The sequence below is a fragment of the Corynebacterium sp. HMSC056E09 genome (assembly GCF_001813425.1).
GTDB classification, from domain to species: domain Bacteria; phylum Actinomycetota; class Actinomycetes; order Mycobacteriales; family Mycobacteriaceae; genus Corynebacterium; species Corynebacterium hesseae.
In genome coordinates this window covers 19,950-43,645 of record NZ_KV812474.1, presented here as the reverse complement: position 1 = coordinate 43,645, position 23,696 = coordinate 19,950, and the positions used below count along the sequence as shown (strand labels likewise).

Genomic DNA, 23,696 nt, shown 5'->3' with positions numbered 1-23,696 from the left:
ATAGACTACCGCTTCAACGGTTTAGTCGGTTATTTTGTTCCCCATGGATCCCTTCGGTCTTTATATTCACGTTCCCTTCTGTGCCTCGCGCTGTGGCTACTGCGATTTCAACACCTATACGCCCGGTGAGCTGGGAGGGGATCTGACCAGCGATTATCTGGCTGCGCTGGAGAAAGAGCTGGAGATGGGGGCGGCCCAGGTAGGCCGCGAGGCCGAAACAGTTTTTATCGGTGGCGGCACGCCGAGCTTGTTGGGTGCCGAGGGGCTGGGCCGTGTGTTGAATCGGGTGCGCGACACCTTTGGCCTAGCCCCAGACGCGGAGGTCACCACGGAATCCAACCCGGAGTCGACCTCGCCGGAGTATTTCGCCGGGCTTCTCGACGCCGGCTTCACCCGCCTCTCCCTCGGCATGCAGTCCGCCTCACCGGGCGTGCTCGCAGTGCTCGAGCGAGCCCACACCCCGGGCCGTGCCTTCGATGCTGCCCGCGAGGCTAGTGCCGCGGGCTTCGAGCACGTCAACCTGGACATGATTTATGGCACGCCGACGGAAGAGGACGCCGACGTTGCCCTGACCTTGGAGCGCGCCCTGGAGACCGGGGTGGACCACATCAGTGCGTATTCGCTCATTGTGGAGGACGGCACGCGCATGGCCCGCAAGGTATCGAAGGGCCTGCTTCCGGCTCCGGACGAGGACGTTCTGGCCCGGCGCTATGAGATGATCTCCTCCACGCTCGAGGCCGAAGGCTTTGAATGGTACGAGGTCTCCAACTGGGCCAAGCCGGGTGGGGAGTGTCAGCACAATCGCATCTACTGGGTGGACGGCAATTGGTGGGGCGCGGGCCCGGGCGCGCATTCGCATTTGGGCAACGAGCGCTTCTTCAACGTGAAGAACCCGCGGACCTATATCAAGGCCGTGGGCGAGGGGGAGCTGCCCATCAAGGATCGCGAGGAGCTCAGCGCCGCCGATCGCCACACCGAGCGCATCATGCTGGGCCTGCGCCTGCGCGAGGGCATCCCCGCGTCCTGGCTAGCGCCGGCGGCGGAGCCAGTCATGGCTGACTACATCTCTCGCGGCCTGCTCGAGCGCGCCGGCGACCACCTCCGCGTGACCAAGGCGGGACGCCTGCTCGCGGATGGGATCATCACCGACCTCCTTGTCGCCGAAGATACCGCCGAAGGCACCGCTCGCTAGGGGCTTGCCCCGCCTGCGGGCCGACCTCCGGATCCGCATCAGCTGGCTCATTAGCGGCCGTACCCTGCTCGTGGCCTGTCCTCAGCCTTCCGCACATGGTTCCAGTGGAAAGGTTCTAGTCATAAGGTTTGTTTGGGGGCAAACAAACCTTCCTTAGGCTGCTAGAAGGTTCGTTTGGGGGCAAGTAAACCGTATGACCTGAACCATCTGAGTAGAACCAGCTGTGTGATGCAACCGCGAAGCTGCGAAGAAGTGGCTAGGCCTTGGCCTTTCGACGTCGAGGAGACATGGGGACTTAAAGTTAGCTCCGCCGGGAATTTGTTAGTTTTGCTCCTGTCGTCGGGAAGTTTGATAGCGGTGTTAGTTTCTCTCTCCACGTCGAGAAACCTGTTAGTCGCTCTCGATATTGCTAGTATTAGTGGCATGGATGACGCCTTAAACCCCTATACTCCTGGCTCGGGCATCGCGCCGACAGTTCTTACTGGGCGCGAGAGAGACCTTCATGCGTTTGACAATCTTGTCAAACGCGTCCAGAACGGATTGCTTGGCCGTCCAATGCTGCTCGTTGGCTTGCGTGGAGTGGGTAAGACCGTGCTGCTCAACCAATTAAAAAGGAAGGCTGACCAAGCCGACTGGCTAACGATTAAGTTTGAGGCTTCGCAGGGGGCACGTGGACGAGAAGGAGCCCGCCGTGCTCTAGCGCAAGGTTTAGCCAAAGCCTCTTTGCGCTATCGGACGAAAGCCAAGGTATCTGAGGGTTTTCACTTTATTGCTGCGGTCGTAAAATCTTTTTCGCTCTCGGTAGGACAAAGCATTATTGACCTTGGGGTTGAAGTAGGAGACATTCCTCCGGCAACAGGAAACCTTGAGCTTGATCTGCACGATGTGATCGAGGCCATCACTACGACGCTCCTCAAGGAGGATAAAGCTTTAGGAATCTTCATCGACGAAATGCAAGACCTTGATGAAGAGCTGCTCGAAGCACTCATTTCTGCACAACATGAAGCAGGGCAGCTGGGCTTGCCTTTTTACATTATTGGCGCTGGGCTCCCGAGTCTGCCAGGGATTCTGGCGGAGTCCCGCTCTTATGCAGAGCGAATGTTCGAGGTGCACCAAATTGGCAGGCTCGAAATGTATGCCGCAGTTGCCGCCTTCCGTGAACCTGCGCGGACACAGAATGTGGAATTTGACGATGAAGCAGTTGAATATCTAGCTAATGTATCGGGGCAGTATCCGTATTTCATCCAGGAATTTGGTGCACAAATGTGGCGCACTGCGCGAACTTCACCTATGGATTCCGATGCAGCTCGACGCGCCGCGCGGCTTGGAATTGAGCAGTTGGACCGCGGGTTTTTCCAAGCCAGGTGGGATCGCGCTACTCCAGCCGAGCGGGACTACTTGACCGCGATGGCAAAGGTTGGCGGAGAGGAAATCTCGAGCAAGGACATCGCGGACATCTTAGGTAAAGACACGAAGAAACTGGGTCCTGTGCGAGCCAAGCTCATTAGTAAAGGATTGATCTATGCTCCAGAACACGGCAGGGTGAGCTACACTGTGCCAAATTTTGACGACTTCATCGCCCGCCAGAACGGATAGCCTTAAAGACATGTCCAGCTCCACCGATGCCCGCCGCCAAGAGGTCCTGCGCGCCATCGTCGCGGACTATATCGCCTCGCAATCGCCCGTCGGCTCCAAGGCCCTGCTCGAGCGCTACCAGCTGGGCGTGTCCTCGGCGACGATTCGGAATGACATGGCCGTGCTCGAAGCCGAAGGGCTCATCGCCCAGGAACACGCCAGCTCCGGGCGCGTGCCCACGCAGAAGGGCTACCGCCAGTTCGTCGATACGCTGCACGACGTCAAGCCGCTCTCCAAGGCCGAGCGCCGCGCCATGCTCACCTTCCTCGAAGGCGGGGTGGATTTGGAAGACGTGCTGCGGCGTTCCGTTCAGCTGCTGGCCCAGGTGACGAAGCAGGCAGCCGTCGTGCAGATGCCCAACCTCAAGGTCTCCCGCGTCAAGCACTGCGAGGTCGTGGCACTCTCACCGGTGCGCCTGCTTTTGGTGCTCATCACGGATAATGGGCGCGTCGATCAGCGCAATGTGGAGCTCGATGACGTGATCGACCCCGAGCAGACCCACCGCCTTCGCGACATCCTCAACACCGCCCTGGAGGGCAAGACGCTCACCGATGCCTCGGTGGAGCTGGCCGCGCTTGTCGACGACTCCCCAGCCGACATCCGCCCCCACCTCCTCAAGGCCGCGACGACGCTGATTGAAACCCTCGTGGAGCAGCCCTCCGATCGCCTGATCATGGCGGGTACTTCCAACCTCACCCGCGTGGCCCTGACCGAGGGCCTGCCCTCTATCATCGAGGCCCTCGAGGAGCAGGTCGTCGTGCTCAAGCTGCTGGCGCGCGTGCCGGATTTGGGCAATGTTTCTGTATCCATCGGCGAGGAGAACGAAGCCGACGAGCTGCGCCAAACCTCTGTCGTGGCCACGCGCTATGGTTTTGGCACCGGTGAGCATGCGGCGGCACTCGGCGGGCTGGGTGTCGTGGGGCCGACGTATATGGACTATTCGGGAACAATTTCCAAGGTCTCTGCCGTTGCACGCTATGTGAGTGAAATCCTGGCGGGCGAGTAAGCTAGCCCGTCGGATTAGATTTAGTATCAACGAGAAATAGAAGGATGACAGTACGTGGCTCGTGACTACTACGGCATTCTTGGTGTAGAAAAGTCGGCGTCCGACGCCGAGATTAAGAAGGCCTACCGCAAGCTGGCGCGCAAGTACCACCCGGACGTCAACCCGGGCGATGATGAGGCCGCGGAGAAGTTCCGCGAGGCTTCCCTTGCACAGGAGGTTCTGCTCGATCCGCAGAAGCGCCGGATTGTGGATATGGGTGGTGACCCCATGGAGGAGCGCGCGGCCCAGGGCGGCGGCTTTGGCGGTTTCGGCGGCGGCGGACTCGGGGATATCTTCGCCGAGTTCTTCGGCGGGGGAGCGGCCTCCCGCGGCCCGCGTTCCCGCGTGCAGCCGGGCGATGATGCGCTCCTGCGCACCACCATTACCCTCGAGGAGGCCTATAGCGGCGTCAAGCAGCAGGTCAAGGTGGACACCGCCGTGATCTGTGACCGCTGTGAGGGAACCGGTTCCGAGTCCAAGTCCAAGCCGGTCACCTGTGACCATTGCGGTGGCATGGGCCAGGTCCAGGAGGTCCAGCGCAGCATGCTGGGCAACATGATGACTACCCGCGATTGCCCGAAGTGCTATGGCTTCGGCGAAGTGGTCACCGATCCCTGCGGCCACTGTGGCGGCGATGGCCGCGTGCGCAAGCGTCGCGATATTACGGTGAGCATCCCCGCCGGCATTGGTGATGGCATGCGCATCCGCATGGCCTCCCAGGGCGAGGTCGGTCACGGCGGCGGCCCCGCCGGTGACCTGTACGTGGAGGTGCACACCGAGCCGCACCCCGTCTTCGAGCGTAATGCCGATGACCTGCACCTGACCGTTCGCGTGCCCATGGTGGATGCGGCTCTGGGCTCTTCCTGTACCGTCGAGCAGCTCGACGGCGAGGAGCTCACCATCGATATCGCGCCGGGTACCCAGCCGGGCGAGTCCATCACGCTCCAGGGCAAGGGCATGCCGCGCCTGCGCACCGATGGCTTTGGCAACCTTCACGCCCACGTGGATGTGGTGATCCCGACGGACCTGGATAAGAAGACCCGCGAGGCCCTCGAAAAGGTCCGCGCCGCCGGTCACAGCGGCACCGAGGTGCACCGCGCCGGTGACAATCAGGGCGAATCCCTCTTTACCCGCCTCCGAGGCAAGTTCCGCCGCTAATGTCTCTGCCCGTCTTCCTCCACCCGGACTTGTCCCTCGCCGAGGTCGGCCAGCCCGTGGGCCTCGACGGCGCGGAGGGCCGCCACGCGGTCACTGTCAAGCGCATGGGCCCAGGGGAGAGCCTGGTGCTTATCGACGGCTCCGGGCGCCGCGCCACCGCCACCATCACCGAGACGCAGGGCAAGGACACGCTAGCCGCGCTTGTCGCCGACCTCGTGAATATCCCCGAGCCCTCCCCGTGCGTCATCGTAGTCCAGGCCATTCCGAAGTCGGAGCGCGCCGAGTTGGCCGTCGACCTGGCTACTCAGGCCGGGGCGGATGAGATCATCGCCTGGCAGGCGGATCGCTGCGTGTCCAAGTGGGATGCCAAGAAGGCCCCGAAGGCTTTGAGCAAATGGGAATCTGCGGCCGTGGCGGCGGCGAAGCAATCGCGCCGCGCGCGTGTGCCTGTCGTGCGCGGCCCGCTGACCACCCGCCAGTTGTGCCAGGAGATTGCGGGCGCACGAGCCTTGGTACTCCACGAGGAAGCCGAGGTTCGGCTTAAGGACCTTGCTGACCTCGACGCCGCCGAGACTATCTACCTTCTGGTGGGCCCGGAGGGCGGCATCGGCGCGGAGGAACTAGCCCGCTTGCAGGACTCCGGTGCGACGGCGATCAAGTTGGGGCCGGAGGTGTTGAGGACGGCGTCGGCAAGCATGGTGGCGTTGGCCAGCATCGGCACCCTGACCTCGCGCTGGTAGCCTTTTGGGCGTGCCTATTATCACCACCAAGTTTGATCTCGATTCCGCCTACCTGGCCACGGTGCTCGGCCCGGCGGACGATAACCTGCGCGTTTTGGGAAACCTTCTGGGCGTGGACCTCTTTGCTCGCGGCACCACCATTACTGCCGCCGGCCCCGATTATGAGGTGGCCCGCGCGCACAAGGTCTTAGAGGAGCTCGAGGCCATCGCGCGCCGCGGCCACCCGGTGAGCACGGATACCGTGAAGCACACCCTGGACCTGGTCACGGTGGATGCCCCGGCGTCTGTGTCTGAGACGCTCGCAGCGGATATCGTTTCGCGCCGCGGTAAGGCCGTGCGCCCGAAGACGGTGGGCCAATCACGCTATGTGCAGGCCATCGATGAGAACACGATTGTCTTCGGCATCGGCCCCGCCGGTACCGGTAAGACCTACCTGGCGGTGGCCAAGGCGGTGCAGGCCCTGCGCGCCAAGCAGGTCAGCCGCATTATCTTGACCCGCCCGGCGGTTGAGGCGGGGGAGAAGCTGGGCTTTCTGCCCGGCACACTCAACGACAAGATTGACCCCTACCTGCGCCCGCTGTACGACGCTTTGCGGGACATGATCGATCCGGAGATGATTCCGAAGCTCATGGAGGCCGGCATCATTGAGGTCGCGCCGCTGGCTTATATGCGTGGCCGCACGCTCAACGATGCCTTCGTCATCCTCGACGAGGCCCAGAACACCACGCCGGCGCAGATGAAGATGTTCCTGACTCGTTTGGGTTTCGGCTCCACCATCGTGGTGACCGGCGATATTTCCCAGGTGGACTTGCCGGGTGGCCAGGTCTCCGGCCTGCGCCTGGTGCGGCGCATTCTCAAGGGTGTGCCGGATATCCACTTCGCGGAGCTGGGCGCGGCCGACGTGGTGCGCCACCAGCTGGTCGGGCGCATCGTGGAGGCTTACGATAACTTTGCTGAGCAGGAGGAGAAGAAATGAGCATCGAATTTATTAACGAGTCCGGTTATGACGGCGTGAACGAGGAGATGCTGATCGACGTCTGCTCCTACGCCCTCGGCCGCCTCGACGTTAACCCGGATGCCGAGTGCACGATTACCGCCGTGGATCTGGATACCATCGCGGACTTGCACGTGCGCTGGATGGACCTGGAAGGCCCGACCGACGTGATGAGCTTTCCCATGGATGAGCTCACCCCGGGCGCTACTGGCGGGCGCCCCGACGCCGCCGAAGCCGGACCGGCCATGCTGGGCGATATCGTACTCTGCCCGGAATTTGCGCAGCGCCAAGCCACCGCGGCCGGCCACTCTTTGGGCCACGAGCTGGCTCTGTTGACCGTGCATGGTTGCCTGCACCTGCTGGGCTATGACCACACCACCGCGGCGGAGGAGAAAGAAATGTTCGGCCTGCAAAATGAGCTGCTGGCGGACTGGTACGAGGACCTGGCGGCGCGTGGCGTGAGCTACCAGCCCAAGCCCTCGGGCCCGAAGGCCTTCCCGGATGCCGCCGAGCGCGCGAAGCTCGATGAGGAAGTTCCCGGCGGCGGAATCTAAAGCGGCCCAAACGTTGAGGTGCTACGTGGGGCGTAGCACAATGGAGGACTATGAACATCCTCTCCATTCAGTCCCACGTCACCTTCGGTCACGTGGGCAACTCCGCAGCAGTCTTTCCACTTCAGCGCGCTGGCCATGAGGTATGGCCGATTCATACGGTGAATTTCTCCAACCACACCGGTTATGGCGACTGGGGCGGGCCGATGATCCCGGCGGAGGAGGTCACGGCGATTGTGGATGGCATCGAGAAGCGCGGCGCCTTCCCACGCATCGATGCAATCTTGTCTGGCTACCAGGGTGGTCCGGATATTGCCGGCGCCATCGTGGATGCAGTGAACCGAATCAAGGCGGTTAACCCCAAGGCCCTCTATGCGTGTGACCCGGTGATGGGCAACGCCAAATCCGGCTGCTTCGTCTCCGACGAAATCCCGCCGCTGCTGCGCGATAAGGTCGTGCCGGTCGCGGACATCATCACCCCGAACCAGTTTGAGCTGGGCTACCTGACGGACTGCGAGGTGGGCACCCTGGAGCAGACCCTCGCCGCGGTGAAGCGCGCGCAGGAGATAGGCCCGAAGACCGTGCTGGTGACCTCGGTGCAGCGCCCGGAGACCAGCGAGGACGAGATTGAGATGCTCGCCGTTGATGGCGAGCGCGCCTTCTTGGTGGCCACCCCCAAGCTGCCTTTCAAGCGCAACGGCTCGGGCGATGTCACGGCTTCGCTCTTTACGGGACACTACGTGGAGACCAACGACGCCAAGCTGGCCCTCAAGCGAACCGCGTCCTCCGTCTTCGACCTGCTCCAGAACACCTACGAGGCGGATTCCCAGGAGCTGCTGCTCATCGAGTCGCAGGATGTCTTTGCTAACCCGCAGCTGCAGTTCCGGGTGGAGGAGCTCTAGCCGTCAATCCGTGACCGCCCTGCGCGCGCGTTCGCGGCCTGGCGTGGATGTCTTGACCCGGCGTCATGCCCTGGCCCGGCATTTGGTGTCCGGCAAACGGCATCTCGCAGAAGGCATCTGTCAAAAGGCGTTTTCACTCCTAAAAACGCCTTTTGCGGTGGCCAGATGGCGTTTTTGCGGTCAAAGACGCCTTTCGGAAGACACCATTTGCAAGATGCCATTTGGCGCAAGCTTTTCGCAGTCGCCATGCGGCGGATAACCTCGCGTCATCAGCTTTCACCCTCACCTCACCTCATCGCTGCTTTCGCGGCCCTGCTTCAACGATGTCGTTTCCAGCCATAAGGTTCTACTCAGATGGTTCGGCTCAGAAGGTTCTCTTGGGGGGGCGAACAAACCTTCTGGAGGTCGCTAGATGGTTCGTTTGGGGGCAAAGAAACCTTATGACCAGAACCGTCTGACTCAAACCATCTGCAGGCCAGACAAACCCTGCGCGAGCACAGAAGGTCCCTCTAGTCTGGTCCCTTCGCACACTAAAGGGACCTTTCAGTACGCGAAAACCACCACCAGATGGTCCCTTTGCACAGAGAAGGGACCAGAGTAGAAGGACCAAACTACAAGGCCCCTCGGCAGGAAGCTCTCGGGGCCGCACGTCGAGAGCCAGAGCAGGGCCATACAACAAGAACGGGACTCGGCAGCTCGTGCGTTATGATATGAGGCGATATGAGCACTGATTTCGATGCCGCCTTCGCGGACCTGCCGGCTGAGGGCGAAGCCAACGCCGCTGACTATTCGCAATACACCGACACGCCCGAGGGCTTCCGTTCCGGCTTCGTGTCCTTCGTCGGCCGCCCCAACACCGGCAAGTCCACCCTGACCAACGCCCTGGTGGGGCAGAAGATCGCCATCACCGCCGACCAGCCGGAAACCACCCGCCACCCCATCCGCGGCCTCGTACACCGCGAGGATGCGCAAATCGTCCTCGTCGACACACCCGGCCTGCACCGCCCGCGCACCTTGCTCGGCGAGCGCCTCAACGAGGTAGTCAAGGACACCTACGCAGACGTCGACGTCATCGGCCTGACCATCCCTGCCGATGAGAAGATCGGCCCCGGCGATCGCTGGATTCTGGAAAACGTCCGCAAGGTCGCCCCGAAGACCCCCATCATCGGGATCGTCACCAAGCTGGACAAGGCCTCCAAGGACCAAGTCGGCGCCCAGCTTGTAGCCCTTCACGAGCTCCTCTCCGAGGAGAACCCAGACGCCGTGGTCATCCCCGTCTCCGCCACCGAGCGCGTGCAGCTGGATGAGCTGACCCAGGTCATCGTGGACCACCTCCCCGAGGGGCCTAAGTTCTATCCCGATGACCACATCACCGACGAGGATCAGGCCAAGCGCATCGCTGAGCTTATCCGCGAGTCTGCGCTGTCCGGCCTGAAGTACGAGCTCCCGCACTCCGTCGCCGTCGAGGTCGATGAGATCCTGCCCAGCCAGGAACGCCCAGACGTCCTCAACGTCCACGCCATCCTCTACCTGGAGCGGCCCGGCCAGAAGCGCATCATCGAGGGCAAGGATGGCCGCCGCTTCCGCCGCATCGTGGGCACCGCCCGCAAAGAAATCATCCAGCTGCTCGGCCAAAACGTCTACCTCGATCTGCGCATTAAGGTCCTGAAGAACTGGCAATCGGACCCGAAGGCGCTGGGCCGCCTGGGCTTCTAGAAGCGGGGGTGCTTCTAAATGCGGGAGAATTTCCGCGACCGCGCCCTCGTCATCCGCTCCTATGATTTCGGCGAGGCGGATCGCATCATCGTGCTCTTGACCCGCCACCACGGCCTCGTGCGAGGGGTGGCCAAGGGCGTTCGCCGCGCCAAATCGCGCTTCGGCTCGCGCCTGCAGCTCTTCGTCAACCTCGACGTGCAGCTTTATCCCGGCCGCAACCTCTACACCATTTCCCAGGCCGATACCGTGGACTACTTCGGCGCGCGCATCATCGAGGACTACGAGCGCTACACCGCCGCCTGCGCCGCCCTCGAATCCGCCGAGCGCCTCGCCGCCGCCGACGCCCCCGGGGACCCCTATCTCTACAATGCCTGCGTCGACGTCCTCGACAACCTTCAGCACGGCGATCCGCTCATGCTTCTCGACGCCTTCCTCCTCCAAGCCATGTCCCACGCCGGCTGGGCACCCAGCCTTTTCGATTGCGCCCAGTGCCAAAGGCCCGGCCCCCACCACGCCTTTCACCCAGCCGTCGGGGGTGCTGCCTGCCACCAATGCCGCCCGCCCGGAGCCGCCGAGGTGGACCCGGAAACCCTGCACCACATGTGGCTTATCGCCCACGGCCACCCCAGCCAGCCGACGAACACCCAAGCCCAGGAGGCCCACCGGCTGACCCGTGCCCACCTGCAATGGCACCTCGAGCGCTCCGTTGGCGCGTTGGGGATCATGGAACAGTAGACTGTAACCCGTGATTACGCCTGACCCGAACCGAGTCCTTCATCCGCCCGCTATCCCGCAGGAGTTCCTGCCGCGCCACATCGCGCTGGTCATGGACGGCAACGGCCGCTGGGCAGAGGAGCGCGGCATGAAGCGCACCGAAGGCCACCGCCGCGGGGAAGCAGTGCTTCTCGACGTCGTCGATGCCTGCCTCGCCCTCGGCGTTCCCTACCTTTCCGCCTACGCCTTCTCCACCGAGAACTGGCGCCGCAGCGCGGAGGAAGTCCGCTTCCTCATGGGCTTTAACCGCGACGTCCTGCGCCGCCAGCGCCATTGGCTCAACGATAGGGGAGTGCGCGTGGTGTGGGCCGGCCGCCGCCCGCGCCTGTGGCGCTCCGTTATCAAGGAGCTCGAGGCAGCCGAGGAGCTCACCAAGGACAACACCAAGATGACCCTGGTGATGTGCGTGAATTACGGTGGGCGCGCCGAGCTTGTCGACGGCATCCGGGAACTCGCCGAGCAAGTCTCCCGCGGCGAGCTCGATCCGCGCTCCATCAACGAGAAGACGGTGAGCTCGGTGATGTATGACCCCGATATGCCGGACGTGGATCTGTTCTTGCGCCCCTCCGGTGAGAAGCGCACCTCTAACTTCCTGCTGTGGCAATCGGCCTATGCAGAGATGATCTATCAGGACAAGCTCTTCCCGGATTTCACGCCGGACGACCTCTTCGCTGCGGTGGAGGAGTACGCGCGGCGCGACCGCCGCTTCGGCGGCGTCAAGTAGCCCGCAATCTAAGACGCCGCGGAGCAGTTGGCACAGATGCCGAAGATTTCGGCATCGTGCCCGGTGAGCTCGAAATCGTGCTCCTTGGCTACTGAGGAGGCCCACTCTTCGATGGGGCCACCGTCGATTTCCTCGGTGCGGCCGCACTTGGTGCATACCAAGTGGTGGTGGTGCGCATTGCTTTCGCAGTGCCGGTAGAGGGTCTCGCCGGAAGGCATGTGGAGTGCATCGACGGCTTCAATCTCCGAAAGCGATTGGAGCGTGCGATAAACGGTGGTGAGGCCGACTTTCTGGTTGCCGTCGATAAGCGCCTGGTGTATGTCCTTGGCAGAGGCGAACTTGTCGAGACTACGCAGGACTTCGACGACGGCGGTGCGCTGGCGGGTATTGCGAGCGCCGAGCTTGGGAATACTGTCGTGAATGGCCATGGGTCTAAAGTTTATCAACACACTTCCATTAAGAGGTGGCCAGTGAGGCGTCGCGAAGCAGCGGCAGCACCTTTGGAGCCGCCAAAAAGTATCGGACTTCGCGGCCGAGGCGTTCGCTGTCGACGATGTGTGCGCGCTTCAAAACCCGCAGGTGTTGGCTGATAAGCGGTTGGGATTTGCCGGTGGCGGCCACGAGCTCGTGGACGTAGTGATCGCGCTCAGCTAGGCGCCGGATGATGTCGATGCGCAATGGCGAATCTAAAGCGCTAATGACGGTGGCGGCTGCCGCGGGATCGAACGAGAGAGCTTCTTTCTGGGTGTTGGTCACACCATTCACCTTCAAACATTTCTATTGGGGGAGAGTTAAAAAGAGAGATATAGGTACTATAGCTGAAGAATGCGAAAAAGTGTATAAAATGCACCACAGTTTCGGGGTGAGGGCACGCGGTGTCAGGGGGCGCGCTAGACTAGGCCGCATTGTATAAAGACTGTCCCCTACCAGAGGAGTCCCATTAGCTATGGCATCCGTCATTGATACCGTCGTCAGCCTGTGTAAGCGCCGCGGCTTGGTCTACCAGGCAGGTGAAATTTATGGCGGTTCCCGCTCTGCGTGGGACTACGGCCCGCTCGGTGTCGAGCTCAAGGAGAACATTAAGCGCCAGTGGTGGCGTCACATGGTGCAGTCCCGCGACGATGTCGTGGGCGTCGATACGTCCGTGATCCAGCCGCGCCAGGTGTGGGTGTCCTCCGGCCACGTCGAGGTCTTCACCGACCCGCTGGTGGAATCCAAGCACACCGGTAAGCGCTACCGCGCGGATCACCTCATCGAGGCCTACGAGGAAAAGCACGGCCACGAGCCGGCCAACGGCCTCGCTGACATTAACGATCCGGAGACCGGCCAGCCGGGTGACTGGACTGAGCCGAAGGCCTTCTCCGGCCTGCTCAAGACCTTCCTCGGCCCGGTCGACGATGAGCAGGGCTTGCACTACCTGCGTCCGGAGACCGCGCAGGGCATCTTCGTGAACTTCAAGAACGTGATGACCTCGGCCCGCATGAAGCCGCCGTTCGGCATTGCGAACATTGGTAAGTCCTTCCGTAACGAAATCACCCCGGGTAACTTCATCTTCCGCACCCGCGAGTTCGAGCAGATGGAGATGGAGTTCTTCGTCAAGCCGGGCGAGGACGAAGAGTGGCACCAGTACTGGATCGATGACCGCTACAACTGGTACGTCGACCTGGGCATCAAGGAAGAGAACCTGCGCCTCTACGAGCACCCGAAGGAGAAGCTCTCCCACTACTCCAAGCGCACCGTGGACGTCGAGTATGCCTTCGGCTTCAAGGGCTCCAAGTGGGGCGAGCTGGAGGGCGTGGCTAACCGCACGGACTACGACCTTTCCGTCCACACCAAGGGCTCGGGCGAGGACCTGTCCTACTTCGACCAGGAGTCCGGCGAGCGCTGGACCCCGTACGTCATCGAGCCGGCTGCCGGCTTGGGCCGCTCCATGATGGCCTTCCTCGTTGACGCTTATGACGAGGAGGAGGCTCCCAACGCCAAGGGTGGCACCGACAAGCGCGTGGTGCTGCGCCTGGACCGTCGCCTGGCGCCGGTGAAGGTGGCCGTGCTGCCGCTGTCGAAGAAGGAAGCGCTGTCCACCCCGGCTCGCGAGCTGGCGAATAAGCTGCGCGCGAACTGGAACGTGGAGTTCGATACCTCCGGCGCCATCGGCCGCCGCTACCGCCGCCAGGATGAAATCGGCACGCCGTTCTGCGTGACCTATGACTTCGACACCTTGGAGGACAACGCGGTCACCGTGCGTGAGCGTGACTCCATGGAGCAGGAGCGCGTCAAGCTCGATGAGCTTGAGGCTTACCTGGCCGCTCGACTGATCGGCTGCTAATGCATTACACCAGCTGGGACCGCAGCGACCGCAAGAACCCGGTGCTCCTCGTGGGGGAGGGTCCGGCGTCGCTGGGCATGTTCCAGGAGCGCTCGGCGGACGTGGAAGGCGAGCACTGGCGCCTGGGGCTCGATGATTTGGGCGCGTCGGTGACGCTGGAGGATGACCGCGTCTACCGCCTGGCGGGCAACCCCAAGCGCGATAAGCGCTTGGAAGCATCCCTGGATGGGCGCACGTTTGCCTTCATCAACGAGGTCGGCGGCGACTGGATTGTTGAGGACCACGACGGGCTGAAAATCGCGCAGTTCTCCTCAAAGAACTCGGGTGTGCGTAAGGCCATCCTGGAGTTTGAGGGTGAGAAAAGCGATGATTCCGATGACCTCAATCATTCGGAGATTGCGGCGCTGAGCTGGTTTACGCGTGTGATTCTGGAGGCGCGGACGCAGAGCACCGCTATCCCGATCATCGCGACGTTGGTGCTGCTGACCATCGTCGCGGTCGTTGTGGTGCTGCTCTGATGCAGCGCTGGGTGTGGCACGGCGATGCGCTTCTCGACGAGACCGGCGAGGTCATCGCCCGCGTGACCCCGGCAGGCCTGCTGCTGCCCGGGACGGGCGCCACCATCGCCTTCGAGCACATCCCGGGCGCTCGCAGCTTTACTGTGCGCGGGCCCGACTTTTCGGCGGAGCAGACCAGCTTCACGGTGAAGAAGCTGCGCGCGGTCTGTCAGGGCCGCGAGTACTTGCTCGAGCGCACGAACCCCTTCCGCCGCGAGCGCCGCATCCTCGCTCTCGCAGACGCCATCGAGGTCGCCCGCACCGCCCCGCGGGGCCGCGACCTCGAGGTTGCGGTGGGCGAGCTCCCCCTTACGGACGCCGCCTTCACCAGCTACTGTTGCCTGCTTCTCGACGGCTCCACCCGCCCCTTTCGCACCTAACCTACCTTCCGCGATATAGCCAGAACTGGCGTGGAAACTTGGGTGATTTCATCAAAAGGGGAGCTCTTCTGGCATCCTTGCTCGGCTTGGTATGCCAGTAGAGGGTTCTAGTTAGATGGTTGCAGTCATAAGGTTTGTTTGCCCCCAAACGAACCATCTAGCTCGGTGCAGAAGGTTTACTTGCCCCCAGGTAAACCGTTTGACTGCAACCTTGTGAGAGAAGCCTTTTGACGAGAACCATGTGCATGACCGTGTTCCACCTACCGTGCATTCGCACCACCCCGTATCCGAGGAGCTGATTGGCCGGCTACCGAGACGCGGTCCAATCGCCGGATGCGTGCACAGGAAATCCGGCCGAAGGCATCTCGCAAACGGCATCCGACAGAAGGCATCTGGCAAATGGTGTCTGACAAAAGGCGCCTTTGGGGCTGAAAACGCCATGTGGAGGGCTCAAAAGGCGTTTTTAGCTGTGAAAACGCCTTCTAGAAGATGCCTTGTGCAAGGCGCCTTTTGTGAGATGCCATGCGGGACCGCCCCGGTTATGAGATGCCGGGTGTGGGCCGCGGGCTTCGAGGCCTAGGCGCCGGGCAGGGGAGAAGTATGAAGGCGGCTGGGGGAGCCGCCGGCGGAAAAGGGGAGAAGGCGAGGAATCGGAGCAGGGGAGGGGGCGGCTAGAAGGAGCCGCCGCGGAAACCGCCTCCGCCTCCGCCGCCCGAGAAGCCACCGCCGCCGAAGCCTCCACCACCGGAGAAGCCGCCACCGAAGCCTCCACCACGGGAGCTGCCGCCGCCGAGGATTTGGCCAATGACCATGCCGGTGAGGATGTTGCCCGCGGCATCGGTGGCCTGGCGGCGCTGCTCCCGGCGGCGATAAGCCTCCAGGTCTTCCTTCGCGCGGTTGAGCGAAGTCTGCGCAGCAGAAGCGGCATCGCGGGAATAGTTGAGCGCCGCGCGCAGATCCTTGGAGGCGGAGTTCTGGGCTTGGGCGAAGAGGCGGGAGGCATCGGCAAGCGCGACGCGCGCATCGGGGCCCACCACGCGGCCACGCGAGGAGAGCAAGTCTTCCGCCGCCTGGATGGCGGACTCGGCCGCGGCAATCTGCTGGCGGTAGAGCGCAATCTGGCGCTCGCGGGTGGCGTTGGTTTCGCGGACGGTATCGAGCTGCTCGTCCAGCTTGCTATCGAGGGCCGTCAGCGCGGTGTACTGCCCCAGCGGGTCGGCCTTGCCCTGCTGGCGAGCCGCACTGAGCGCCTCCTGCGCCTGAACGAGCAGCGACTCCAGCGCGGACCAATCGGCAGGGGAGCCCTGGGCCTTTCCTTGTTGCTCAAGGCGCTGTGCTTCGGCGATTTCTTCCTCGACCTCATCGATGAGCGCCGGCAGGTTATCCTGCGCCGCGGTGATCGAGTTCTCGGCGTTTTCCACGGCGCTGAGCAGACGGTCGGAGACCTCCAGCGCATGCTCTGCATCGCGGATATAGCCCACCAACGGCCCCTGCTGCCCGGCGGGCTGGGATTGCAGCTCGCGGCCGCGCGACAGCAACTTCTCAGCCTCGTCGAGCGAAACCTCCGCCATCTCCGGGTTACCCGCAATCGAGGACAACGCTTCCTCGGAATGAGAAGCACTGAGGGAGGACAATGTCGTGCGCGCCTGCGGCAAGCGCCCGCGCAGATCAACCGTGCGCTGGGTTAGCTCATCCAGCTTGGAGCCGGCGTTGATGAGCAAGTCACGCATCTTGGCAAAGTCCGCCGCCTGCTCATCCAGGGCATCGTCGGCCTGCCCGCAGGAGGAGATAATCTCCACCAGCATCTGACGGCGCTCCGAAGTCGATTCCGGCAGGTTGTCCTGCAGCTTCTGCTGCAGCTGGAACGCCTTCTGCAGTGTTAGCGTGGAGTGGTTCATCGCGCGCGTGAACGGGCGGGTGCGCTCGGGACCGAACTCGGCCACCGCGATGTCGAGCTCCTCCTTGCCGCGGCGGATCGATTCATCGGTGGAGACCAGCTCCTCCTGCGCCAGTTTCTCCAACGTATCCATATCCAGGCGGTCGAGCTGCGCGGTATTGCCCGGCTCAATCTGGCGCGCGGACTCCAGAGTGGCCGCCGAGTCCTTCTTTGTCTTGCGCCTGTTGGCCACCGCAATTCCGCCACCCGCCAAAGCCAGCGCGCCCGCGCCGCCAGCTAGCCACAGGCCTCCCGAGCCATCGGAATCAGAAGCAGCAGAAGCGCCAGAAGAAGACCCCGCAGAACCGGTAGCGGCAGCGTCGACAAGCGCAAGCGCGGAGGGGCCGTACTGGTGACCGTCGGCAAGCTTGGCGTAGGCCGCGTCATACATCGCATCCAAGCGCCCACGCGGCCAGTCTTTACCCGTCTGCACGCCCACGGTGGAATCATCCACGCCCACCACATAGGCCGCGGAGTTCGGGCCCTTGGACTGCACAATCTCACCTGCATAGCTCTCCGCGCCCTCCGGGAGCGTTGAGGCAAAGACCACGAAAATCACCACGTGGTTCTCCTGCTGCAGCGCGGCAATCTTGTCCTCCAACTCGGACTTCTCCGAGCTCGAGAGCACCCCCGCCTCATCCGTCACCTTGTCCTTAACGGAGGCCGCCTCGGGTGCGGCAAGAACATAGTCCGCCGCCACGGCGGGGCTAGCAGTGGCCAACCCCAACACCACAGCGGCAAGGGCGGCGCGACCAAAACGAGCAGCAGTAGTCATGCGCACCACGATACCTTCCCACCCAGCGCTAGAGTGGTCAGACAGTGAAGTACGTTATTGTCCTCGGCGCTGCGCAATACGACGGGCGCCCCTCCCGCATCCTTACCGGCCGCGTGCGCTGTGCCGCCGAGTACGCCGCCGCGCACGACCTGCCCATCATCACCGTCGGCGGGAAGCTGCCCGGCGATAGGTTCACCGAGGCCGGGGTGGCACGGGCCTTGCTTGACGACGATCCCCTCAACGTCACCGCCCTCGAAGAAGGCCTGGACACCCGCAGCGAGCTGATTGCCGCGCGCGAGAAGCTCGGCGTGACCGAGGCCGTCATCATCACCGATCCGCTCCATCGCCTGCGCACCTTCCTCATCGCCCGCCAAGAGGGGATTGACGCCACGGTGCTGGGCACGCCCTATTATCCTTCCCCGCGCTTCTCCATCCCCTGGTGGCGCTACCTGGCTCACGAGACCGGCGGCCTGGCCTACCTGGGCCTGCGCACCCTGCTGGGGGAGGAGCGCACCGAAGGCGTGCGCGCGGCCTTCTACCGCATCGAGCGCCTCATCCGCCCCAACCAGGCCCTGCGCCACCGCGTCATTGGCGCGAGGCAGACCCAGGAAGGCCAGGACTCCGCCTAAACTTAAAACCCGTGAGCTATTCCTATCGCGCAGAAGACGTCGCCCGCCTCGCTTCCGAGTCCCCCAAAGGCTCGGCCCTGCTCAAAAGCGAGGAACACCGCGGCGCCTTCTCCCGGGACCGCGCCCGCGTCCTGCACTCCGCGGCGCTGCGCCGCCTGGCGGATAAAACCCAGGTCGTCGGCCCGCGCGATGGTGATACCCCGCGCACCCGGCTTACGCACTCCCTGGAGGTCAGCCAGATCGCCCGCAGCATTGGTGCTGGCTTAGGGCTGGACCCGGACCTGTGCGACATGGCAGGTCTGACGCACGACATCGGCCACCCGCCCTACGGCCACAACGGCGAGAATGCGCTCAACGAGGTTGCCCTCGGCGGCTTCGAGGGCAACGCCCAGACCCTGCGCATCCTGGCCAAGCTGGAACCCAAGGTGGTCCTGGATACCCCGGCGGGCCCGCGCAGCTATGGCCTTAACCTCACCCGCGCCTCCCTGGATGCGGCCTGCAAATACCCCTGGACCAAGACCAACTCGGATGGCACCACCAACCGCAAATACGGCGCCTATGACGAGGACATCGAGGTATTGGAGTGGCTCCGAAAGGGCCACTCCGATAAGCGCAAGTCCATGGAGGCGCAGGTCATGGACTGGTCAGATGACATCGCCTATTCCGTCCACGACGTCGAAGACGGCATCATCTCCCGCCGCATCTCTTTGAACGTGCTGTGGGACCTGGTGGAGCTGGCCAACCTCGCGGACAAGGGCGCCAAAGCCTTCGGCGGCACTGCCGACGAGCTCCTCGAGGCCGCCGACCGCCTGCGCCAGCTGGACGTCATCAACGCCATCGGCAACTTCGACTACTCCCTGCGCTCTTATGCCAACTTGAAGAAGATGACCTCGGAGCTCGTCGGCCGCTATGTGGGCGCTACCGTCTCCGCCACGCTCGCGGCTAACGACGAACCGCTTGGCCGCATGAACGGTGACCTCGCCGTCCCACCGGGCGCGGTGGCGGAGGTAACCCTGCTCAAGACCATCGCCGTGCTCTACGTCATGGATGAGCCCGCCCACTTAGCCCGCCAGGACCGCCAGCGCGAGCGCATCTACCGCGTCTACGACTACCTGGTGGCCGGTGCGCCGGGCTCGCTGGACGCCACCTTCGCCCTGTGGTGGAACCAAGCTGAGACCGATCTGGAGCGTGACCGCGCCATCATCGACCAGATCGCCTCCATGACGGAATCGCGCCTTGAGCGCCTGGCGCAGCGCAGCGCCGAGCTCTTCGGCTTCTTGAGCTAGGGCTGAGCTAGCGCGCCAACGCACCCTGCCCACGGGCAGAAGGCGGGGAAGGGCCGTGCTGTGCGCAACGGCCGGGCTAAGCGGGAGATATCCGTCACTCGATAGTTGAACACCGTTTACTTTGACGTCATGCACCTGACAACTCGTTGTTAAACGAGCGGCCTAGCCTCGGGCGGGCCGTAAACTGTGCGGCTCCTGTGGAGCCCTCAGAAGCGGAAGTCTCTTCATTTTTGCTATCTGTCAAGGAATTTTTGTGTCTCAAAAGAAGTCTCATAAAAAGCTGCATCAAGCCGCGCTGATCGCCTCCATCAGCCTCGTTGGCTCAAGCCTTGTTGCTCCCGCATTCGCCTCCGCCCAGGACCTGCCCAAGGCAGACATCCTGGATCTCTCCTTTGAGAACGGTGTCATCAGCAACTCCGCATCCGATGCCGCACCGCTGAGCATCGGCGCGCCCACCGTGGAACAAGACAGCGTGCTTGAGCGCCCCGTGGCCCACTTCGACGGCCGCAAGGATGCCGTCGGCTTCGACATCGGGGACAAGTTTGACCAGATCAAGGACGGCTTCACCGTCGAATGCGTCTTCCGCTACGACGGGGAGTTCGACGGCAACGAAAAGAGCCTCTGCGCCAACAAGGAAGCCGGCGGCTGGGCCATGGTCATCTACGGCGACCAGCTCACCTTCACCGTCAACGGCAGCGATGGCTACAAGAAAGCCCAGCAGCAAGTGGAGCCGGGGCAGTGGTACCACGCGGTGGGCGTCTACGACGGCACCAAGAGCGAGCTCTATGTCAACGGCGCCAAGGTGGCTGAAAACACCGAGATCAACGGTGAGGTGACCAAGCCCAAGTCCAATTCCACCGCCGTGATGATCGGCGCGGACTCCGGCCGGGATAACGTGGCCCAGTTCTACTCCGATGCCGTGGTGAGCGGGGCTCGGATCTTCTCCGATCCGCTCGGGGAGGAGGAGATTTCCGCCCTCTATGAGGACTCCAACCTGAGCACCGACAAGAAGGCGGAAATCACCGGCTCCACCCCGAGTGCCGACCAGCACCTGACGGGCCCGGTGACTTTCGACGTCCAGTTCAACGACGCCGCCCTCATCTCCCGCGAGCTCACCTACACCCTGGATGGTGAGGAAATTGAGCGCGGGCAGGAAATCGGCACCGGCCTCAAGGAAGGAAACCACTCCATCCAGGTCGAGGGCCGCGATGTCTTTGGCAACCCCATCTCCCAGGCCATCGACTTCACCTCCGGCAACCTCCCGGGTGCTGCCGGTACCGACTCCACGCCGAGCGGCGAGGGCGTGACCATCTCCGCCCGCGCGGACAACCCGAGCGGCGGGGAGGTGGAGACCACCTTCACCGAAGCAGACGTTGCGGTAGCAGACAAGGGCTTCCAGGGCACCTTCACGGATATCCCGGAGACCCTGGACTTCGAGTACGAAGACGGCGAGGATTTTGACAAGTCCCTCAACCCGGACAACGAGGACGCCCAGGAGACCGGCTCCACGGAGGACATGCCCTTCCAGCGCTTTGATCTGAAGGTCAAGGACGCAGAGAAGAAGGCCCACGACCTCGCCTGGTCCGGCACCGTGGACCCCAAGCGCTCGGTGCGGTTTATGGCCTGGAATACCAAGACCAATAGCTGGGAGAAGCTGGAAGAAACCCGCGGCGCGGCCGACGCCCAAGTCAGCCTCAGCGCGGAAGTCAACCAGGACTTCGTCGACGGCGGAAGCATCCACACCATGCTGGTGGGCTATGACGTCTTTGCCGATGACCTCAACGAGCCCGTCAACGAAGAGTTCGCCGACGCAGGCGACTATGACTTTTCCATCGCCCACCACACCGATACCCAGTACCTCTCCGAAGGCGCAGTAGAGAAGGCCACCGCCGAGGAACGCAAGAAGTGGGAAGACGGCTACACCGCCGCCACCCAGTGGATCGCGGACAACGCCGAGAAGCGCAAGATTGCCTACTCCGCCCACACCGGCGACATCATCGAGAACTGGATTGGCAAGGACAATGACCGCCCCAATGCCAAGAAGGAATTCGAGGTAGCCTCCAACGCACAGAAGATTCTGGAGGACGCCGGCGTGGTCAACGGCGTGCTGCCGGGCAACCACGACAACCAAAGCGGCGCGGATGTCGGCGCCGACAACCTGTACAACGAATACTTTGGGCCGGAGCGTTACGAGGCTCAACAGGGCAAGGGCAAGTGGGCTGAGCAGGATGCCTCCTACCACCCCTATGCTGAGGGCGATAACGATAACCACTACGACTTGTTCTCCACCAACGGCATGGACTTCATTGCCCTGCACCTGGGCTATGACGTCACTGAGGAGGAAGCCGCGTGGGCGGATAAGGTGCTCAAGCAGTACTCCGACCGCAACGCCATCCTGCTCACCCACGCCTACCTCAAGCCTTCCGCCAACCCGGATGGCCGCGGCTCGGACTTCTCCCACGACGGCGTGATGGTCTACGAGAACGTCATTGAAAAGAACCCCAACGTGGCCCTGGTGCTGGCTGGCCACGAGCACGGCGTGTCCATCGTTAGCCGCAAGGATGTCGGCCACACCAACAACCATGTGGTGGAGCTGCTGGCGGATTACCAGTTCTACGAGGTCGGCTCCGATGAGCTGGGCCTGACGGAGCTAGGCAAGTATGACGGTGACACCGGCCTGCGCTTTGGCTCCAGCTACCTGCGCCTCCTGCAGTTTGACCTGAAGAACTCGGAGATGGTCGTGGATACGTATTCGCCGCTTCTCGACGACCACAATGCCACCGAGTACGACGACCGCCACCGCTACAACGGCCACGAGGACGAGTTCCGTGTGCCGATCCAGTTCCAGACCCGCAAGACCAGCTTTGCGACGAACTCCATGCTCGCCCTGACCGATACCGGCAAGGAGATTGGCAAAGACACCGCCAAGTCCGGCTGGCCCGCCAGCGTGACCTACAAGGACGTCAAGGCCGGCCAGGCCTATGGCTGGTACGCCACCTCCGCCGATGCCTCCTCCAAGGAGGACACCAAGCCCGGCATCGTGCGCCAGTTCGGCGTCTTCACCGCGCAGGAGCAGCAGGAGAAGGATAACGAAGCCCCTGAGCTCACCGTTCCGAGCGACAAGCTCACCATCACCAAGGGTGAAAAGGCCAACCTCCTCGAAGGTGTTAGCGCCAAGGACAATAAGGACGGTGACCTCACCGACAAGGTGAAGGTGGTGGGCAACATCGACACCGCCAAGCCGGGCGTGTACTCCGTCACCTACGCCGTGACCGACTCCGCCGGCAACCAGGCCCTGGCCTCCCGCGTCGTGGAAGTCACCGCCGGCAGCGCGGACGACAACACCGACAGCAGCAGCGAGAGCAGCAGCGGATCAAGCAACAGTGGCTCCAGCGGCTCGAGCGACCACTCGAGCAACAGCTCGAGCCGCGGAAGCGTCCTCCCCGCCATCCTCGGCGCCCTCTTCGGCGCCGCAGGCGCCACCGCGGTTATCGCCGGTCTGCTGAACTACCTCGCGCCGGAAGTGCGCGATACCGTCAAGCGCGCCCTCGGCCTCTAAGGCCCCGGCGGGCTAACCACCCGCCGGTCAACAACCTCACTAGCGCACCAGCGCGACACCCTGGTCCTCCAGTACCATGCTGATGGGGGCCAGGTCTTTTTCCACCATGTCAAAATCCGCGGCAATAATCGCCACGATGTGTTGCTCGCGGAGGAAGTCCGCCAAAGCGTCAAGGTTGCGCGGGGCACCGGACGTGCAGCCGTGCAGGCGGCCGAGCGCGCCATAGAGATCCTCGCGTGTGCGGATGGGTTCAGTAATGAGAATGCGTTGCATGTCTTAGTCCTCCGCGTCCGGGATACTGCAGAAGCTGTCGTAGTGATCATCGGTGTAGTACCAGACATCCGGGTCGGTCTCGCTGCCGCCACCGGTAACAATGCGCTTGGCCCCGCGGTGCCCAATCCCCGGGGTTTCCACGGTGTATTCGCGGTAGTAGTTCTTCGCCTGCTGCGGCAGCACGCCCTCATAGTTTCCGAAACGCACATTGTCGTTATCCGGATAGTCATAGGGCCCGCCGGCCAGGATGTCCTCGGCCGTGTCGTGGGCTTCCTGGGGAAGCGTATCCATGGCGCAGGAAGGCAGGTCTGCTCCGCCTTGCTTGGCGACGTCCCCCTCATTCTCACCGGACGCACCAGCGGCAGAGGACGCACCCGCCGCAGCGGACGACGGTGCCGCCTTCTGGTCCGCGCCATCGCCGGAGCCACCGAGGTCAATGCCGAAGTAGCCCGCGACGAGGACTAGAACCGCGCCACCGATGATGGCCGGCAGCGATTTTTTGGAGGGGGAGGATTGGGACATGGCCCCCATCATTGCAGGTATT

General features: G+C 63.0%; 22 protein-coding genes. 17 read left to right on the top strand and 5 right to left on the bottom strand.

Going from position 1 to position 23,696, the window contains the following annotated elements; translation table 11 throughout:
• Window positions 1-43: 43 nt before the first annotated feature.
• The 11 genes from hemW to HMPREF2912_RS00140 all read left to right on the top strand — a co-directional run bounded on the left by hemW (window position 44) and on the right by HMPREF2912_RS00140 (window position 11,431).
• Window positions 44-1,192, top strand: a complete 1,149-nt coding sequence (gene hemW, locus HMPREF2912_RS00190; protein ID WP_070519587.1) for a radical SAM family heme chaperone HemW — start codon at window positions 44-46, stop codon at window positions 1,190-1,192.
• Between the two features lie 423 nt (window positions 1,193-1,615).
• A complete protein-coding gene (locus tag HMPREF2912_RS00185) occupies window positions 1,616-2,788 on the top strand; it encodes an ATP-binding protein (protein ID WP_070682975.1) in 1,173 nt (390 codons plus the stop codon).
• 10 nt (window positions 2,789-2,798) lie between these two features.
• A complete protein-coding gene (gene hrcA / locus HMPREF2912_RS00180) occupies window positions 2,799-3,833 on the top strand; it encodes a heat-inducible transcriptional repressor HrcA (protein ID WP_070530209.1) in 1,035 nt (344 codons plus the stop codon).
• Between the two features lie 54 nt (window positions 3,834-3,887).
• Complete coding sequence (dnaJ, locus tag HMPREF2912_RS00175) at window positions 3,888-5,030, top strand: molecular chaperone DnaJ (RefSeq protein ID WP_070682943.1); 1,143 nt, start codon at window positions 3,888-3,890, stop codon at window positions 5,028-5,030.
• Window positions 5,030-5,770 carry a 16S rRNA (uracil(1498)-N(3))-methyltransferase gene (locus tag HMPREF2912_RS00170; protein WP_070682941.1) on the top strand — a complete coding sequence of 247 codons (741 nt, stop codon included), beginning with the start codon at window positions 5,030-5,032 and terminating at the stop codon, window positions 5,768-5,770. The genes dnaJ and HMPREF2912_RS00170 overlap by 1 nt, the downstream gene beginning before the upstream one ends.
• Before the next feature lie 10 nt (window positions 5,771-5,780).
• Window positions 5,781-6,746 carry a PhoH family protein gene (locus tag HMPREF2912_RS00165; RefSeq protein ID WP_070561478.1) on the top strand — a complete coding sequence of 322 codons (966 nt, stop codon included), beginning with the start codon at window positions 5,781-5,783 and terminating at the stop codon, window positions 6,744-6,746.
• On the top strand, window positions 6,743-7,318 hold the full coding sequence (gene ybeY / locus HMPREF2912_RS00160) for an rRNA maturation RNase YbeY (RefSeq protein WP_070530222.1): 576 nt from the start codon (window positions 6,743-6,745) through the stop codon (window positions 7,316-7,318). Before HMPREF2912_RS00165 ends, ybeY begins: the two co-directional genes overlap by 4 nt.
• A 50-nt stretch (window positions 7,319-7,368) precedes the next feature.
• Window positions 7,369-8,217, top strand: coding sequence for a pyridoxal kinase PdxY (gene pdxY, locus HMPREF2912_RS00155; protein WP_070564760.1), 849 nt, complete (start codon window positions 7,369-7,371; stop codon window positions 8,215-8,217).
• A 720-nt stretch (window positions 8,218-8,937) separates the two neighbouring features.
• The gene (era, locus tag HMPREF2912_RS00150) at window positions 8,938-9,933 is read left to right on the top strand and encodes a GTPase Era (protein WP_070530228.1); all 996 of its coding nucleotides are present in this window, start codon (window positions 8,938-8,940) and stop codon (window positions 9,931-9,933) included.
• Between the two features lie 18 nt (window positions 9,934-9,951).
• Window positions 9,952-10,668 carry a DNA repair protein RecO gene (gene recO, locus HMPREF2912_RS00145; RefSeq protein WP_070682939.1) on the top strand — a complete coding sequence of 239 codons (717 nt, stop codon included), beginning with the start codon at window positions 9,952-9,954 and terminating at the stop codon, window positions 10,666-10,668.
• Between the two features lie 10 nt (window positions 10,669-10,678).
• Window positions 10,679-11,431, top strand: a complete 753-nt coding sequence (locus HMPREF2912_RS00140) for an isoprenyl transferase (protein WP_070682937.1) — start codon at window positions 10,679-10,681, stop codon at window positions 11,429-11,431.
• A gap of 8 nt (window positions 11,432-11,439) precedes the next feature.
• Here HMPREF2912_RS00140 and HMPREF2912_RS00135 read toward each other — a convergent pair whose 3' ends face one another.
• Window positions 11,440-11,859: a Fur family transcriptional regulator gene (locus tag HMPREF2912_RS00135; protein ID WP_070530236.1), complete on the bottom strand. Its 420-nt coding sequence runs from the start codon at window positions 11,857-11,859 to the stop codon at window positions 11,440-11,442.
• A 28-nt stretch (window positions 11,860-11,887) separates the two neighbouring features.
• Entirely contained in the window at window positions 11,888-12,187 is a 300-nt protein-coding gene (locus HMPREF2912_RS00130; RefSeq protein ID WP_070564773.1) for an ArsR/SmtB family transcription factor, read from the bottom strand.
• A 190-nt stretch (window positions 12,188-12,377) separates the two neighbouring features.
• Here HMPREF2912_RS00130 and HMPREF2912_RS00125 point away from each other — a divergent pair, with 190 nt between their 5' ends.
• From HMPREF2912_RS00125 to HMPREF2912_RS00115, 3 genes are read left to right on the top strand one after another with little or no spacing between them, the layout of a single operon-like run.
• On the top strand, window positions 12,378-13,757 hold the full coding sequence (locus tag HMPREF2912_RS00125) for a glycine--tRNA ligase (RefSeq protein WP_070530241.1): 1,380 nt from the start codon (window positions 12,378-12,380) through the stop codon (window positions 13,755-13,757).
• Window positions 13,757-14,275 (top strand): hypothetical protein, encoded by a 519-nt coding sequence (locus tag HMPREF2912_RS00120; RefSeq protein ID WP_070682936.1) that lies wholly within the window; start codon window positions 13,757-13,759, stop codon window positions 14,273-14,275. The genes HMPREF2912_RS00125 and HMPREF2912_RS00120 overlap by 1 nt, the downstream gene beginning before the upstream one ends.
• Complete coding sequence (locus tag HMPREF2912_RS00115; protein ID WP_070682934.1) at window positions 14,275-14,694, top strand: hypothetical protein; 420 nt, start codon at window positions 14,275-14,277, stop codon at window positions 14,692-14,694. The genes HMPREF2912_RS00120 and HMPREF2912_RS00115 overlap by 1 nt, the downstream gene beginning before the upstream one ends.
• Window positions 14,695-15,365: 671 nt before the next feature.
• Here HMPREF2912_RS00115 and HMPREF2912_RS00110 read toward each other — a convergent pair.
• Window positions 15,366-17,405 (bottom strand): TPM domain-containing protein, encoded by a 2,040-nt coding sequence (locus HMPREF2912_RS00110; protein ID WP_070682932.1) that lies wholly within the window; start codon window positions 17,403-17,405, stop codon window positions 15,366-15,368.
• Between the two features lie 44 nt (window positions 17,406-17,449).
• Here HMPREF2912_RS00110 and HMPREF2912_RS00105 point away from each other — a divergent pair, with 44 nt between their 5' ends.
• The 3 genes from HMPREF2912_RS00105 to HMPREF2912_RS00095 all read left to right on the top strand — a co-directional run bounded on the left by HMPREF2912_RS00105 (window position 17,450) and on the right by HMPREF2912_RS00095 (window position 22,879).
• A complete protein-coding gene (locus tag HMPREF2912_RS00105) occupies window positions 17,450-18,034 on the top strand; it encodes a YdcF family protein (RefSeq protein WP_070682931.1) in 585 nt (194 codons plus the stop codon).
• A gap of 11 nt (window positions 18,035-18,045) precedes the next feature.
• On the top strand, window positions 18,046-19,320 hold the full coding sequence (locus HMPREF2912_RS00100) for a deoxyguanosinetriphosphate triphosphohydrolase (protein WP_070682929.1): 1,275 nt from the start codon (window positions 18,046-18,048) through the stop codon (window positions 19,318-19,320).
• Window positions 19,321-19,573: 253 nt separating this feature from the next.
• Window positions 19,574-22,879, top strand: a complete 3,306-nt coding sequence (locus HMPREF2912_RS00095; RefSeq protein WP_070682927.1) for an immunoglobulin-like domain-containing protein — start codon at window positions 19,574-19,576, stop codon at window positions 22,877-22,879.
• Window positions 22,880-22,918: 39 nt separating this feature from the next.
• On the opposite strand, the gene HMPREF2912_RS00090 is transcribed toward HMPREF2912_RS00095, so the two are convergent.
• Complete coding sequence (locus tag HMPREF2912_RS00090) at window positions 22,919-23,152, bottom strand: barstar family protein (protein WP_070682926.1); 234 nt, start codon at window positions 23,150-23,152, stop codon at window positions 22,919-22,921.
• A gap of 3 nt (window positions 23,153-23,155) precedes the next feature.
• On the bottom strand, window positions 23,156-23,674 hold the full coding sequence (locus HMPREF2912_RS00085; protein WP_070682924.1) for a guanyl-specific ribonuclease: 519 nt from the start codon (window positions 23,672-23,674) through the stop codon (window positions 23,156-23,158).
• Window positions 23,675-23,696: the final 22 nt, after the last annotated feature.

Coding starts and splice junctions, on each gene's coding strand:
- hemW (WP_070519587.1), top strand. CDS start 44: ATGGATCCCTTCGGTCTTTATATTCACGTTCCCTTCTGTGCCTCGCGC.
- HMPREF2912_RS00185 (WP_070682975.1), top strand. CDS start 1,616: ATGGATGACGCCTTAAACCCCTATACTCCTGGCTCGGGCATCGCGCCG.
- hrcA (WP_070530209.1), top strand. CDS start 2,799: ATGTCCAGCTCCACCGATGCCCGCCGCCAAGAGGTCCTGCGCGCCATC.
- HMPREF2912_RS00170 (WP_070682941.1), top strand. CDS start 5,030: ATGTCTCTGCCCGTCTTCCTCCACCCGGACTTGTCCCTCGCCGAGGTC.
- ybeY (WP_070530222.1), top strand. CDS start 6,743: ATGAGCATCGAATTTATTAACGAGTCCGGTTATGACGGCGTGAACGAG.
- pdxY (WP_070564760.1), top strand. CDS start 7,369: ATGAACATCCTCTCCATTCAGTCCCACGTCACCTTCGGTCACGTGGGC.
- era (WP_070530228.1), top strand. CDS start 8,938: ATGAGCACTGATTTCGATGCCGCCTTCGCGGACCTGCCGGCTGAGGGC.
- recO (WP_070682939.1), top strand. CDS start 9,952: ATGCGGGAGAATTTCCGCGACCGCGCCCTCGTCATCCGCTCCTATGAT.
- HMPREF2912_RS00135 (WP_070530236.1), bottom strand. CDS start 11,859: ATGGCCATTCACGACAGTATTCCCAAGCTCGGCGCTCGCAATACCCGC.
- HMPREF2912_RS00125 (WP_070530241.1), top strand. CDS start 12,378: ATGGCATCCGTCATTGATACCGTCGTCAGCCTGTGTAAGCGCCGCGGC.
- HMPREF2912_RS00120 (WP_070682936.1), top strand. CDS start 13,757: ATGCATTACACCAGCTGGGACCGCAGCGACCGCAAGAACCCGGTGCTC.
- HMPREF2912_RS00115 (WP_070682934.1), top strand. CDS start 14,275: ATGCAGCGCTGGGTGTGGCACGGCGATGCGCTTCTCGACGAGACCGGC.
- HMPREF2912_RS00110 (WP_070682932.1), bottom strand. CDS start 17,405: ATGACTACTGCTGCTCGTTTTGGTCGCGCCGCCCTTGCCGCTGTGGTG.
- HMPREF2912_RS00090 (WP_070682926.1), bottom strand. CDS start 23,152: ATGCAACGCATTCTCATTACTGAACCCATCCGCACACGCGAGGATCTC.
- HMPREF2912_RS00085 (WP_070682924.1), bottom strand. CDS start 23,674: ATGTCCCAATCCTCCCCCTCCAAAAAATCGCTGCCGGCCATCATCGGT.